Source organism: Desulfuribacillus stibiiarsenatis, from assembly GCF_001742305.1.
GTDB lineage: Bacteria > Bacillota > Bacilli > Desulfuribacillales > Desulfuribacillaceae > Desulfuribacillus_A > Desulfuribacillus_A stibiiarsenatis.
Genome location: NZ_MJAT01000039.1, coordinates 78,992 through 93,201, shown reverse-complemented (window position 1 = coordinate 93,201; position 14,210 = coordinate 78,992). Strand labels below are relative to the sequence as shown.

The 14,210-nt window shown below is 40.1% G+C and carries 14 protein-coding genes; all 14 read right to left on the bottom strand.

The window, feature by feature from the left end; all coding sequences use genetic code 11:
• Positions 1-18 precede the first annotated feature (18 nt).
• Complete coding sequence (locus BHU72_RS14425) at positions 19-966, bottom strand: peptidylprolyl isomerase (protein WP_069703326.1); 948 nt, start codon at positions 964-966, stop codon at positions 19-21.
• The gene (mfd, locus tag BHU72_RS14420; protein WP_069703325.1) at positions 967-4,506 is read right to left on the bottom strand and encodes a transcription-repair coupling factor; all 3,540 of its coding nucleotides are present in this window, start codon (positions 4,504-4,506) and stop codon (positions 967-969) included.
• A 70-nt stretch (positions 4,507-4,576) separates the two neighbouring features.
• A complete protein-coding gene (locus BHU72_RS14415) occupies positions 4,577-4,810 on the bottom strand; it encodes an anti-sigma-F factor Fin (protein WP_069703324.1) in 234 nt (77 codons plus the stop codon).
• A gap of 70 nt (positions 4,811-4,880) precedes the next feature.
• A complete protein-coding gene (pth, locus tag BHU72_RS14410; protein ID WP_069703323.1) occupies positions 4,881-5,441 on the bottom strand; it encodes an aminoacyl-tRNA hydrolase in 561 nt (186 codons plus the stop codon).
• 115 nt (positions 5,442-5,556) lie between these two features.
• A complete protein-coding gene (locus BHU72_RS14405; RefSeq protein WP_069703322.1) occupies positions 5,557-6,510 on the bottom strand; it encodes a ribose-phosphate diphosphokinase in 954 nt (317 codons plus the stop codon).
• A 55-nt stretch (positions 6,511-6,565) separates the two neighbouring features.
• On the bottom strand, positions 6,566-7,927 hold the full coding sequence (gene glmU, locus BHU72_RS14400) for a bifunctional UDP-N-acetylglucosamine diphosphorylase/glucosamine-1-phosphate N-acetyltransferase GlmU (RefSeq protein ID WP_069703321.1): 1,362 nt from the start codon (positions 7,925-7,927) through the stop codon (positions 6,566-6,568).
• Positions 7,928-8,151: 224 nt separating this feature from the next.
• The gene (gene spoVG / locus BHU72_RS14395; RefSeq protein WP_069703320.1) at positions 8,152-8,445 is read right to left on the bottom strand and encodes a septation regulator SpoVG; all 294 of its coding nucleotides are present in this window, start codon (positions 8,443-8,445) and stop codon (positions 8,152-8,154) included.
• Positions 8,446-8,527: 82 nt separating this feature from the next.
• Entirely contained in the window at positions 8,528-9,358 is an 831-nt protein-coding gene (gene purR / locus BHU72_RS14390) for a pur operon repressor (protein ID WP_069703319.1), read from the bottom strand.
• Between the two features lie 76 nt (positions 9,359-9,434).
• Positions 9,435-10,286, bottom strand: coding sequence for a 4-(cytidine 5'-diphospho)-2-C-methyl-D-erythritol kinase (ispE, locus tag BHU72_RS14385; protein ID WP_069703318.1), 852 nt, complete (start codon positions 10,284-10,286; stop codon positions 9,435-9,437).
• A gap of 148 nt (positions 10,287-10,434) precedes the next feature.
• Positions 10,435-10,710 carry a biofilm formation stimulator Veg gene (veg, locus tag BHU72_RS14380; protein ID WP_069703317.1) on the bottom strand — a complete coding sequence of 92 codons (276 nt, stop codon included), beginning with the start codon at positions 10,708-10,710 and terminating at the stop codon, positions 10,435-10,437.
• Positions 10,711-10,797: 87 nt separating this feature from the next.
• Positions 10,798-11,691: a 16S rRNA (adenine(1518)-N(6)/adenine(1519)-N(6))-dimethyltransferase RsmA gene (rsmA, locus tag BHU72_RS14375; RefSeq protein ID WP_069703316.1), complete on the bottom strand. Its 894-nt coding sequence runs from the start codon at positions 11,689-11,691 to the stop codon at positions 10,798-10,800.
• Positions 11,684-12,259: a ribonuclease M5 gene (gene rnmV, locus BHU72_RS14370; RefSeq protein ID WP_141709336.1), complete on the bottom strand. Its 576-nt coding sequence runs from the start codon at positions 12,257-12,259 to the stop codon at positions 11,684-11,686. Before rnmV ends, rsmA begins: the two co-directional genes overlap by 8 nt.
• Positions 12,260-12,505: 246 nt before the next feature.
• Positions 12,506-13,405 (bottom strand): resuscitation-promoting factor, encoded by a 900-nt coding sequence (locus BHU72_RS14365; protein ID WP_069703314.1) that lies wholly within the window; start codon positions 13,403-13,405, stop codon positions 12,506-12,508.
• A 31-nt stretch (positions 13,406-13,436) separates the two neighbouring features.
• Entirely contained in the window at positions 13,437-14,210 is a 774-nt protein-coding gene (locus BHU72_RS14360; protein WP_069703313.1) for a TatD family hydrolase, read from the bottom strand.

Here is a 14,210-nt window from a genome sequence, read left to right as displayed (position 1 = left end):
TTGTTTGTTGTTCTGAATTTATTTTGTTAATTCCACACGGTCATAAAATTGACCTTCCACTTCTTTAAACTTCTCTTGAGCTAAAATGTCAGTTAGCATTGCTTCCACTTCCGCAAACTCATATTTCTTGCGGTCTTCTACGCGCATTACATGATAACCGTATTCAGTTTTTACTGGCTCGCCCACTACATTAATCTCAAAATCAATTGCTGCTTGACGGAATTCGTCTACCCATGAACCAACTGGTTGATTCTCATATAAACCACCAGTTTCTTTACTACCTGGGTCTTCCGTGAATTCTGTTGCTAAAGCAGCCATATCTTCACCTTGACGAATACGTTGTGTCAGCTGATCAGCTAATGTCTTAGCTTCAGCTTCTGTACGTCCTTCAAAGCCAATTAATATATGTCTAACAGATGCCTTAATATATTCATGTTCTCTTTCTTCGTAATATGCTCTCTTATCTTGCTCTGTTACCATGTTGTTAAAGTACGCTGTAATTGTCATGTAAAAACGTGCAAACTCTGTTAATTGTTGTTTCTGTTCACCTGTAATATCTTCATTCGTATGAGTAAACTCAAATACCTGTGCTTCTAGCTCATCTTCATCCGCTTTCGCACCAGCAGCTACCGCATCTTGGTACACACGCTTTCTTACAACCATATCTTTAGCAAATTCGTCGATTACACCTGTATCGTCTTTCACGATGAAATCTTTAATGCCTGGTGACAATAATTCTTCTAACTCAATTTGCTGAAATAATTCACCATACGTAACTGTTTGGTCATCGACCGTAGCAACTACTTTATCCATATCGTATTGAGCCTTAAATTGCTCATACGTCATACCTTCCGTTGCTTTTGGATCTTTTGTAAATGATGTCGTCTTTTTCCCACAACCCACGGCTAAAGTAATTGCTAGGATTACAATTAAGCCTATGAATAGGATTCTCTTTCTATTATTCAATTAGCCCACCTCTTCTTTTCTTTGTTTTTGACTTTGCTGTTTCTTTTCTTGCTGCTTGTGTCCCACTTGGACACCATCATAACTATACAACCATTTCTCTAAGATTTCAACTACCTCTTTATCTTTCAACTTCTTCACATCGACTACTACTGTGATATATTGACCTGCCTTCAACTGAATTCTGTCAAAGCGAGAAGCTCTTTCAAATAACTGCTGTCCATCAATTCTTAGATTTTCACTTGGATGTAGCTTTAGATGTATTTCATTTCCTAATTGTTCAATATGAGTGATGCGATATTTGTAACAATAACTCTTAATTCTTGTAACAGCTAATAATAATTCAACTTCTTCTGGAACATGGCCGAATCTGTCGATCATCTCTTCTTCTATCTCAAAAGACTGCTCTAATTCCTTTACACGTGCAAGCTTTTTGTAGAATTCGACTTTTTGCATCGAGTCTTCTATATACGTACTTGGGATGTATGCGTTCAAATTCATTTCCAATAGAGGTTCTACCTTTTCTTCCTGCTCTTCATGTTCACCACCGTCATGCTGCTTCTTTAAATCTTCAATCGCCTCTGTTAACAGATGATTGTACATTTCAAAGCCGACAGCGGCTATATGTCCATGCTGTTCAGCTCCTAATAAGTTACCCGCACCACGAATTGCTAAATCCCGCATTGCGATTTTGAACCCTGAACCTAATTCTGTGAATTCTCGAATCGCTTGTAGCCTTTTTTCCGCTACCTCGGTAAGCACCTTATCCTTCTTGTACGTAAAGTATGCGTAGGCAACACGATTCGATCGGCCAACCCTACCTCTTAACTGATACAGCTGCGATAAGCCCATTTTATCAGCATCATGGACAATCAAAGTATTGACATTCGGAATATCAAGACCCGTTTCTATAATAGTGGTGCTCACAAGCACATCGTGCTGGCGATCGAGGAACTCAAGCATCACTTTTTCTAATTGCTGCTCACCCATTTGACCATGACCTATAGCAACCCGTAATCCAGGGATTAGCGACTGCAACTGATCTGCCATGCGTTCTATTCCTTCAATTTTGTTATGAACAAAATAAACTTGGCCACCTCGTCCAATTTCACGCTCAATTACTTCACGGATAAAAATCGGGTTATACTCCATTACAAACGTTTCTACAGGAAAACGGTTTTCCGGAGGGGTCTCAATTAAGCTCAAATCTCGTACTCCTAAAAGCGACATATGTAGGGTACGTGGAATTGGCGTCGCCGTTAATGTAAGGACATCGACATTCTTCTTAATTTGTTTCATCTTTTCTTTATGAGCGACACCGAACCGTTGCTCTTCGTCTATGATGAGCAGACCTAAGTCATGAAACTCTACATCTTTGGATAAGAGTCGATGAGTACCGATAATCACATCAATCTCACCGCGTTTTAATGCTTTTAAGCTTTCTGTGATTTCCTTTCGAGAACGAAAACGACTAATTACCGTTGCTTGAATTGGATATCCAGAAAAGCGCTCTTTAAAGTTCTCAAAATGTTGTTGGGCAAGAATCGTCGTTGGAACTAAAATCCCCACTTGCTTCCCATCAAGTACAGCCTTGAATGCTGCGCGAATCGCGACTTCAGTTTTCCCATAGCCTACGTCACCACATAAGAGCCGGTCCATAGGATAGCTCTGCTCCATATCTTGCTTAATCTCGCTAATGGATCGCAGTTGATCGACTGTTTCATCGTACGGGAACATAGCTTCAAACTCTTTTTGCCATTCTGAATCTGTGTGAAAGGAATGGCCCTGTGACATTTTCCGTTCTGCATATAACTTAATTAAGTCATCGGCTATATCTTGTACCGCTTTTTTCACCTTACTCTTGGTACGCTTCCATTCCGAACCGTTTAGCGAATAAAGCTTTGGCGATTTATCATCACTGCCTACATACTTTTGAATCATTTCCATTTGGTCGATTGGTACAAATAGTGAATCATTTCCGGCATATTGCAAGCGCAAGTAGTCGCGATGAATATCATTGACTTTAAGGGTTTCAATGCCAAGGTAACGTCCAATGCCATGATTTAAGTGAACGACATAATCCCCTGGCTCAAGCTCTTGATAGTTTTTAATACGCTCTGCATTTGTTTGTGTTGATACGCGCTTTGCTTTGCGCTGTTTTTGCCCGAAGATTTCTGTTTCGGTTAAGACGACCACTTTCAATGTAGGCATCTCAAAGCCATTCTGTAATTGTCCAACTTGAATCTCGATACCTTCAATTTGGTAATCGGCAAAAATTCTACGCACGCGGTCAGCACGCTCTTTATTTGCGACAAATATAAGAATCTTATAGTTCATCTGTTTCCAGCGTTTCATCTCTTGCTGAAGAAGATGCATTTGCCCATGGAATTCTTGAGCTGATTTCGATACGAAGCTCACAATATTTCCCGCGGAAATAATCGGGAACTTCCTTAACATCATGGGAATTAACACTTTCTGATGCTTGGTTTGGAATACTTTATTTCCATCATACATAGGTAATACATCTGGCAACAGTGCGCCCGCCTCAATCAAAGAAAGCACCCATTCTCCGAATTCCCGTTCAGTTTCTTTATTCTTCTCCAAGATTCTTCCTGGCTCATCAATCGACAAGACTGTATCTAAGCTTAGGTAATCTAGTAAACTATAAGGTTTTTTATATAGTAGATTCGCATATTTACCAATTTGATCAGGTGCAACACCATCTTTAAGCATGCCAACATCCGCTAGGAATTGCTCTTCAAACTTTTCAAGATCTTTCTTCGATCGATTCGCAGCATAGTTACGATACATCTCTTCCAAGATAATTCCTAAATTCTGATATTGGGACTCGGTAATTGGCCATTCTGTACAGGGTGAAATGTTCACAGATTTTACGGATTGAATCGATCGTTGCGTCGATGCATCGTATTCACGAATCGAATCAATTTGTACATCAAACAATTCAATTCGGTATGGATTTTTAGAACTAAATGGGTAGAAGTCAATCATTCCGCCACGCACACTAAACTGCCCTGGCTCTTCCACCTTCGCTTCCCTTGAATAACCAATCTCGATTAACCACTGGGCAAATTCATCGATTGGAAGCTCTTCATCTACGGTAATTGTCCGATAACTTATGGACATCACACTAGGCGGGGCGATTGGTTTTGTAATTGCATTTATAGGTGCAACAACAATTCTAGCCCGCTGTTCTATGATTCCTAGAAGTGTCTCGATTCGACGCGAACTGTCATGGTGACTAGGATTGATATAATCCATCATGAAAAAATCGTTTCCTGGATATAAAAATACCCCTTGTTGGTCAAACTCTAGCAAATCATCATATAATTTTTGGGCTTGGCTCATATTATGAGTAACCACGCAAAAAGGGCACTTATTATCGCTTTGTAATGTAGCGATAAAGATAGTTTTAAGCGACCCATTAAGGCCCGATGCAATTTGACCTTCTATTGATTTTTGAATTCCTTTATGAATGGATTGATAATCTTGGTCATTCCTAAGATAATCTAATAAAAACTGCATGATGGGTTTCCTCTCAAATGTAGTAAACGGCAAAAAGCCTTAGTTTGAACTACGGCTTCCTGCACGTAAATTATTGTAATGGACTTCCGACTAATGCTAACTCTGGATTTGCTTGAATCGCTTCATAACAAAAATCACAAACCGTCCGAACATATACACTTTGTTCAGCAGCATCAAAGTATAACAGTTCGTCTTTTTCTTGCTGTGATAAATCTTGTAATCCAAGGTCTTTTTCAATCGTTCGATCTGCTTCTAGTATGTCAATGACAGTATGACAATGCTTGCAGTGATAGATAAATTTCATGGACTCATCCCTTATTTCATATAGTCATACAGATTCTTCCTATTCTATAGTATGACCGTTTGAAAATGGATTATCCATTAAATTTATTCATCGATTCCTGTATATTAGAAGTTTCAATAAAACAATCTACTCCTTCAATACCTTTCAGGATCGCCCCGTCAATTTCACTGCGTTCGTCTTGAGTGAAATTCGTTAGAACATACGACACGACATCTACTCCTTGCGGCCTTCCAATTCCAATCTTCAAGCGAGCAAATTCATCTGTACCTAAGTGAGCAATGATTGACTTAATCCCATTGTGCCCACCTGGTCGGCCTTTTGGACGAAACTTGATTTTCCCAAGTTCAATGTCCATATCATCATATGCCACTAATATGTCTTCTGGGCCTAGTTTATGCCACTCCATCGCTGCACGTATGGATTCACCACTGAGATTCATATAGGTTTGTGGCTTTAGTAATAATACCTTCTCTTGACCTAGGCGTGCCTCACCAATTAGCCCTTTGAATTTACTTTGTTCCACTGACACTCCAAGCTTTTTAGCTAGCTCATCCACAAGGAAGAAACCTGCATTATGCCGAGTATTTCTGTACTGTGTACCTGGGTTCCCTAAACCAACAATTAACTTCATAACTCCCGCTCCTTAAAGAAAACTCGGCATTCTTATACTATCTTCATTAAGAAAATGATACTTCAGATAGTAAAACAAACAAGCTTGGCATATGCCAAGCCCCATTTATATAATCTTAATCAAATAACTTACTAATCGATAAACGTTCATGAATCCTGATAATTGCTTCTCCAATCAGGGGAGCTACAGATAATACAGCAATTTTAGAAATCATCTTTTCTTCCGGCAGATAAATCGTGTCCGTTACCACCAGTTCTTCTATCGCTGAATTCTCTAATCTTTCAATCGCCGGCCCTGATAAAACAGGATGTGTGCAAGCAGCGTAAACAGCTTTCGCTCCATTTGCTTTTAGAGCGTTTGCCGCTAATGTGATTGTGCCTGCCGTGTCAATAATATCGTCAATTAAGATACATGTTTTACCTTTGATGTCACCAATAATATGCATAATTTCAGCTACATTTGGCGCCGGTCGACGCTTATCTATAATAGCGATAGGAGCATTTAGCTTTTGTGCTAAATTCCTCGTTCTTGTCACTCCACCATGGTCAGGGGAAACTACAACAATATCCTCTAAGCCTTTGCTAGCAAAATATTCTGCGATGATTGGCATACTGACTAAATGATCTAATGGAATATCGAAAAATCCTTGTATCTGACCAGCATGTAAATCCATGCATATGATACGGTCAGCACCTGATTTTTCAATTAAGTTTGCAATTAACTTTGCAGTAATCGGATCTCTTGCTCTTGCTTTACGGTCTTGACGAGCGTATCCATAATACGGAACAACAAGATTTATGCTTTTTGCTGACGCTCTTTTTAATGCATCCACCATGATGAGCATTTCCATAATATGCTCGTTGGCAGGACTACTCGTCGATTGTACAACGAAAGTATCTGCTCCGCGAACACTTTCCTCAATATTGATATTTATCTCACCATCGCTAAATCTCACAACCTGAGAACGGCCAATTGGAATTCCAGTGTACTCACTGATTCCCTTAGCCAAGTTTGGATTTGAGTTACAAGCAAACAACTTCATCTTTGTTGTGTCGCAATTTTCCCACATAAATAGATACCCTCCATCTTATATATGATTCCTATTCTATCCGATTTCTTCTATATTACTCCTTGATATAATCCAATTTATTGACTTGGCGGTTCCGCGCAATTGCTAGCGCACGTTTCGGCACATTATCTGTAATAGTTGAACCTGCTGCCACATAAGAATTCTCCGCAACCGTTACAGGAGCAACTAAATTGGAATTACAGCCAACAAAGGAGTTATCCTCTATAATTGTTTTGTGCTTACGCTTCCCATCATAATTGACCGTTACTGTTCCACAGCCAATATTCACATTCTTCCCGACTTCCGCATCACCTATATAACTTAAATGAGAAATCTTAGAATCATCACCAATGATTGCATTCTTGATTTCTACAAAGTCACCGATTTTCACATTCGCTCCAATCTTACTACCAGGTCGAACATACGCAAATGGTCCGATATTCGTTCCTTGTCCAACTGTCGACTGGCTAAGAACACTTTGTTTAATGTGAGCTCCTTGCCCTATATGACAATCCTCAATCTCTACATTCGGCCCGATGATGCAATCTTCTTCGACAATCGTATTGCCTCGTAGATGGACACCTGGATAGAGGGTAATATCAGTGCCCAGTTTCACTTTTAGTTCAATATATGTAGTGTGTGGGTCTAGAATTGTTACACCTTGTTGCATCCAATAACGGGTAAGTCGATCGTTTAGAATCTCATTTGCCTTGGCTAACGCTACACGATCATTGACACCGACAATTTCACGAAAATCGGATACTGTACAAGGAAGAACAGTTCGTCCAGTGCGATTAAAAATTTCTATAACATCTGTTAGATAATATTCTTTCTGCGCATTTTGATCTGTGATTTGTGACAACGCTTCAAATAAGAATTGATTATCAAAACAATAAATGCCCGAATTTACTTCCTTGATCTGTTTCTCTACATCGCTTGCATCCTTCTGCTCTACGATACGCATAACTTTCCCATGCTCATCACGAACAATTCTGCCATAGGCAGTAGAATCCTCCGCAATCGCCGTGAGCACTGTACATACTGCTTGCCCATTGCGATGTGTCTCTAACAATTGTTGCAAGGTATCTGCTGTTAATAACGGTGTGTCACCACATAATACAAACGTAGTGCCTTGCTTACTTGCAAGCCATTCGTTCGCTACCATCACAGCATGGCCTGTTCCTAGCTGCTCTTTTTGTTCTATAAAATGTACTTGATTACCAAGGGCCTGCATCACTTGATCTTTCTGATGACCAACAACAACCCCAATTTGTTCAATATCTAACTCTTTCAACTGATATATGACATGTTCTACCATAGACATGCCGCATACCTGATGAAGTACTTTGTTATGCTTACTCTTCATCCGAGTTCCTTTTCCTGCTGCAAGTATAAGAGCATATACGCCATTGCTCATTTTGTTTGTCACCTCCGTAAGAAGAATTCGCAATTCCAAGAAGAAAATCAGTCTCTATAAAAATATATATCAAAAACATCTTTCTATCAAGCGATAGTAAAATTATCATCGTAAAGAAAACTTGGCACTTTAACTATCTACATTAAACTTATACTTTCTGATAGTGTAAATAAAAAATTGCAGTAAAAAAGGAGCCTATGCTCCTCCTCACTGCAAACTATGTATTACACTACTTCTACAACTGCTCCGAAGCTCTCTACTTCATCTTCTTGTTCATGAAAAACCGTTAATACAGCATTCTGAATTTTCTCTCTAGTTGTTGCTGAAATTGGGTGGGCGATATCACGGAATTCGCCATCGGGCGTGCGCTTACTTGGCATCGCTACAAACATACCATTATTACCATCGATCACACGAATATCATGCACTACGAATTCGCTATCAATTGTAATTGAAGCTATCGCTTTCATGCGGCCTTCTGTATTGACGCGTCTTAATCTCACATCTGTCACTTCCATTTTGATCATTCACCACCTTTTGTGTCAATGTCATCTATGCTAACATTTCAACAAAAAAAGATAAATTCCTGCTAATTTTAAATTATTTTTCAAAAATTTTGAAAAAACTTCCTAATTCCACAGAAATCGTCTGTTTGACCTCATCAACTTCTGATAATTTTGCTAAAGATATATAATCCGTCACTAGCTTTTCGACTGGCTCAGCCATCTCCACAAGCACTCCGACCCCCACACATTCCGCGTGGAACTCTTTTAGCATATTGATCATACCCTTTGTGGTCCCACCAGCCTTCATAAAGTCATCTAAAATCAATACACGACTATTTTGCGGTACCGACCTACGAGAGAGCGACATGGTTTGGATTCTACCACTAGAGCCTGAGACATAGTTTACGCTAACCGTCGTTCCTTCCGTAACTTTATTATCACGGCGAACAACAACCATCGGTATATTCAAGTATAAGGCTGTTGCTAACGCGATTGGAATCCCCTTGGTTTCCACGGTCAAAATCATATCTGCCTTAACCTCGGCAAACGCTTCGGCGAATATCTTCCCTACACCACGGATAAATGAGGTCTCTCCTAATAAGTCGGACATGTATAGGAACCCGCCAGGGAGAATACGCTCTGGTACCGCTAATCGTTCGATCTCATGAAGCATCCACTCTCTTGCCTCTTCGATTTTAAGTCTCGGGATATACTTCACCCCACCAGATGCCCCAGCAGTTGTGATAACCTCTCCTAATCCTCTCTCACGGAAGTACTCTTCTAAGATGGCGATATCTTCGCTGATTGAGGACTTGGCTACATCGAATTGTTCCGAGAAGTAAGAAAGCTGAAAAGGTGTCCGTGGATTCTCTATAAAGATCCTTGTTAGTTCGGCTATTCTAGCACTTCGCTTTAATTTCATCATTATCCCGCACCTCTTTACCTAAAAACCCGAATATTATAAACGAAAATATACCATTAAGTACGGATTTTGGCAAGCATTATACCGTCCGAACAAGAAATACTTCATTGCAAAAGCCACGTAATGCATTAAAAATTCTCATCGCTCGCTTTTCCTTCAATACAATTCCATACACAGTAGGTCCACTTCCGGACATTAATACTCCATCCGCACCAAAGCTCTTCATTTGTTCCTTAAGCTTTTCAACCTCTGGGTGCATGGCAAAAGTAGCCGTTTCTAGTACGTTGCCAAGGTGATGGCAAATCGCTTGCGGGTCTTGGTTCTGAATCGCGCTTATGACTGCCTTGGTGTCAGGCTTTTTCAAAATTTTATCCATCGAAAAATTCTGATAAGCAACCGCCGTCGAAACACTAATCTGTGGCTTAGCAAGTAAAATCGTCATTGGTGGAGCCTTTGTAATCCGTTCAATCTTCTCGCCCCTACCCCTTGCAATCGCCGTCCCACCATAAACGCAAAACGGTACATCGGAGCCGACCTCACTGCCTAACTCCGCAAGCTCATCAATCGTTACGTTTAACTGCCATAATTGATTGAGACCACGTAATGTAGCCGCCGCATTGCTACTTCCACCGGCAAGCCCAGCAGAGACAGGAATCTTTTTGTTCAAAACAATATGTACGCCTTTATCGACAGCAAACTTCTGTTGCAGTAATTTGGCCGCTTTATATGCAAGGTTTCTTTCATCCGTTGGAACATAACTCACATCACACTCAATCGTGATTTTCGGTTCATCCGTCAGTGTAAAAACCATTTGATCTGTCAAATCTATCGATTGCATGATCATTTCAACTTCATGATATCCATCATCACGTTTTCCTAAGATATCAAGCGTAAGATTAATTTTAGCCTTCGCTAATTCCGTTACTTTCATGTTATAAAACCCTCTTTCGCATGGAAGCATTGATTCTTGCTCGTTTTATCCAACTCATAATAACTTAAGTCATTGTACACTAATTTTATTAAAATACATATACCCAGTAAGGTTTAAAGGCGAAAAAAATAGCTTGTATAAAAACAAGCTACTCCTGGTAAGTGATTTTGATTTGATCGTCGTTACGGAAAATCGTCAATTCCACGGATTCCGTTAGAATATCAGCATAACTGTACGATACCCTCTTAAAGGCGTGTTGTTCTTGGTCAAGCTTCACTATAAAAACAGAAGGATATACCTCTTCCAAAACTCCACTCCGTTCAATGGTCTTTCTACGTCCGCCATTCGCACGGAGTTTAATCTTTTCTCCAATGTAACCTTCCAAGCTGCGTTTAATATCACGCAAAGCATTCTTCGCCGCCATTTAACCACCTCACAAGGAATAGTATACCATGCTTGTCACCGCATGTCAACGCAAGCAAAATATTATAGCAACATAGTATTATTATTGTCAACCATGTAAATTTTTATTTGCTTCAATAAAGTGGTGAATTTCGTTACTTAAAACCGCGTACTCTTCAATTGACAGAGTTTCTCCCCGTCTTTTCTCGTCAATGCTCGCTTTTTCAAAAATCGCACGAATTTGCTCTGGTACTATGTCATTGCGAAAGCCTTTAAAATTATTCCATAGAGTCTTACGGCGATTTGCAAAACCAGCCTTAATCGCGGCAAAGAAAATTTCCTCGCTAAAAACTTTGACTTTAGGCTCCTCATAAATCGATAATCGAATCACAGCAGAGTCAACATTTGGTTCAGGAATGAACACCGTTTTCGGTACGATACACACGATTTCTGGTTTCGCATAATATTGTGCCGCGATACTTAGTGCGCCGTATTCCTTAGTCCCTGGTTGCGCTTGAATGCGCTGCGCTACTTCTTTTTGAATCATGACAACTATATTTGTCAAGGGCAAGTGCTCTTCTAGTAATTTCATTAAAATAGGTGTCGTTACATAGTAAGGAAGATTGGCAACCACATGAATCGTTGGGAACTTTACTTGCTCTTTAATAATTTGATGTAAATCTACCGTAAGAGCATCCCCATGAATAATAGAGACGTGGTCTTGATCCCAGAAATTCTCGTTCAAAATTGGCAAGAACCTTTGATCTAGCTCAATGGCAATCACTTGACCAGCTGCATTTGCTAATTGCTGAGTCAAAGTTCCTATACCCGGACCGATTTCTATGACTGTTGATTCTTTCGTTACATCAGCTGCTGCGACAATCTTTTGTAAAATATTTAAATCTGTTAAAAAGTTCTGCCCTAGACTTTTCTTGAAATGCAGTTTATTGTCATCCATGATTTCTCGGATTACGCGTTGCGAATATAATTGTTTATCAGTCATTGTTAATCTCCTCTATTAGGTTTGCACGGATTAAGGCTTGGATAACCTCATCTTCAGGAATTCTTAACGCATTCAGGCGATTCCAAAATTGTTTGGCATTTGCATAACCAATTTGCAATTGCTCAGCTACTGCCAATCTTCGCTCTTTCGAGTCATCTCCACCAGCAAGCCCGGAAGCAAGCATGAACTTCCAGGGTATTTCTTGATACTCCTTAGAACTACTTCTAATGTTTGCTAACGCCTCACAAATCGCCTCAGGCGTTGCATTCTCTATCCCAATATCTCCGTCCTTAGTAGCTTTCTTTTGTGTAAGGAACGCGTGTTTACAACCAGGGATGCGCTGATCAATAATTTTCCGCAAACGCTCTCCCACATAATCTGGGTCAGTAAAAACAATTACGCCACGTGTCTTTTGCGCACGTGCAATCATCTTTAATGTTTCCTCGCTTAAAGTAGACCCCTGGGTCAGAATACAATCTGCAATTACTGCACAATCTATCGCTTGCTTGTCATGGATTCCCTCTACGACAATTACCTCTTCAATGGTTTCCCGATGTCTCTTTGTCATATAATACCTCTCATGTTCTTCTCTACTTATCATTTCCATTAACACCCTATTATATTAGAAAACTTGGCATTAGCCAAGCATTTAGTGCAGGCTTATGCCTTAGTTGCTCTGACGCATAAACACAGCAGTTTACTGCTGATGTGTTGCTAATGCAAATCTATGCTAATAGCGAAAATAAAACTTAGCAGTCGCAAGTCTTTTTATAACCCATATACTCCAAAAAAAATAAGCAGGATTAACTCCTGCTTACTGTCTCGGGTCATTCGGGCCAATGACCCATACCTTAACGCCTTTCTTTAAGCCAAATGGCTTAGAAAGTGTTCCTTCGTCAAAATACATATCAATTCGTTTATTCTTCACGGCTCCGCCTGTATCTTCCGCTCGACGGAAACCATAACCCTCTATGTACATCCACCATCCGAGAGGAATCGTCTTTGGGTCGACAGCAACAGTTCTTCCTTCTTGTACATACGTACCTGTCGCTGTTCTCCCATACCATTTATCCCCTGGATTCTTCCCAGTATGTACAAATCCCGCTGAGTATGCGGTCAATTCAGCGCTATCAATGACTTTCGATACACTGAACGTAACACCATCGCGAGTAATAATATCCTTGATCCCTAGTGCTACTACACGGTTTTTCGGCTCTTGTACTAACTCTTCGGCGACAATATTACGCTCTTGCTCCTCGCCGTTCACAAATACCACTTCTGTTGTAAGCTCAAGAATACCTTCTTGCCCTTTTTGCACTTCTACTTTTTTTCCTACTTCCATATCTTTTCTTTCTTCAAAGACTGTTTCTACTGCGACTTTTTTCTGTTCTGTTAGAAATTCTTTGGTAATCCTCAAAACTTCGATTGAATCTCCTGTGTTGACGATTGCGTCGGCACCAGGAACTACTAGGTCATCTTCCCCTATGTAAATTCCTAATTCTTTTAAAATATCCTCAGCAGTTGCACTACGTGTCTTCACATTGAGTGAGACCCCATCTACTACTACTTCAACTTCCTTGCTAGTTTTGAATGTGTTTTCTACAGTTTCTAGATCGACGAAAAATACTAGACTTCCAACAAATAGACAAAACATACTGAATAACAAGAACCATTGATGGTTCGTCCTGAGAAATTCCCAAGCTTTTAAATTCATATTGACCCCCAATATTCTTTTTGAAACATTCCTATAAACGCAACTTCGGAAGCGCTTTCAAACAATTATCGGAAGTGATTTTTGCTACGTGTTCCACATCTAAGTCTCGCAATTGTGCGATGACTTCCGCCACATATCGGACATAGGCCGGTTCGTTCCTTTTGCCCCTGTATGGTTCTGGCGTTAGATATGGACTGTCTGTTTCTATCAAAATGTACTCTAGTGGAATGTTCCTAATTATATCTTTGGCAGTTTTTGAATTTTTAAACGTCACCGGACCTGCAAAAGATATAAAAAATCCTAAATTAATAATTTGTTTCGCCATTTCATAGCTTCCTGAATAACAATGCATGATCCCTCCAACTTCATGCGCCTGTTCTTCTACGAGGATGTCATAGACATCCTGATGGGCATCCCGATTATGAATAATAATCGGAAGATTTACATCCCTAGCTATCCGAATTTGATGGCGGAATACTTCTTGCTGAACTTCACGGGGAGAATTGTCATAATAATAATCGAGCCCAATCTCCCCGATGGCTACCACCTGTGGGTTATTGGCCCACAGGCGAAGTTGTTCATAACCTGCTTGATTCGCAGTTTTCGCATCATGGGGGTGATACCCCACAGCACATTGAATCCATTCATAACAATTGGCTAGCTCAAGGCTTCGTTGCGATGATTCAAGATTGTATCCTACATTAATAACTTTACTTATTTTATTTTCATGGATCCTTTGACAAACTTCGGCAAAGTCTTCCGCATAGCGTTTGTCGTCTAAGTGAGCATGGCTATCGATAAACAT

Bases quoted from the DNA above. Each gene is read 5' to 3' on its own strand.
- rsmA (WP_069703316.1), bottom strand. From the start codon at position 11,691: ATGACTGATAAACAATTATATTCGCAACGCGTAATCCGAGAAATCATG.
- BHU72_RS14405 (WP_069703322.1), bottom strand. From the start codon at position 6,510: ATGTGGGAAAATTGCGACACAACAAAGATGAAGTTGTTTGCTTGTAAC.
- BHU72_RS14365 (WP_069703314.1), bottom strand. From the start codon at position 13,405: ATGAATTTAAAAGCTTGGGAATTTCTCAGGACGAACCATCAATGGTTC.
- mfd (WP_069703325.1), bottom strand. From the start codon at position 4,506: ATGCAGTTTTTATTAGATTATCTTAGGAATGACCAAGATTATCAATCC.
- pth (WP_069703323.1), bottom strand. From the start codon at position 5,441: ATGAAGTTAATTGTTGGTTTAGGGAACCCAGGTACACAGTACAGAAAT.
- BHU72_RS14415 (WP_069703324.1), bottom strand. From the start codon at position 4,810: ATGAAATTTATCTATCACTGCAAGCATTGTCATACTGTCATTGACATA.
- BHU72_RS14360 (WP_069703313.1), bottom strand. From the start codon at position 14,210: ATGTTTATCGATAGCCATGCTCACTTAGACGACAAACGCTATGCGGAA.
- glmU (WP_069703321.1), bottom strand. From the start codon at position 7,927: ATGAGCAATGGCGTATATGCTCTTATACTTGCAGCAGGAAAAGGAACT.
- spoVG (WP_069703320.1), bottom strand. From the start codon at position 8,445: ATGGAAGTGACAGATGTGAGATTAAGACGCGTCAATACAGAAGGCCGC.
- rnmV (WP_141709336.1), bottom strand. From the start codon at position 12,259: ATGACAAAGAGACATCGGGAAACCATTGAAGAGGTAATTGTCGTAGAG.
- veg (WP_069703317.1), bottom strand. From the start codon at position 10,710: ATGGCGGCGAAGAATGCTTTGCGTGATATTAAACGCAGCTTGGAAGGT.
- purR (WP_069703319.1), bottom strand. From the start codon at position 9,358: ATGATGAAATTAAAGCGAAGTGCTAGAATAGCCGAACTAACAAGGATC.
- ispE (WP_069703318.1), bottom strand. From the start codon at position 10,286: ATGAAAGTAACGGAATTAGCGAAGGCTAAAATTAATCTTACGCTTGAT.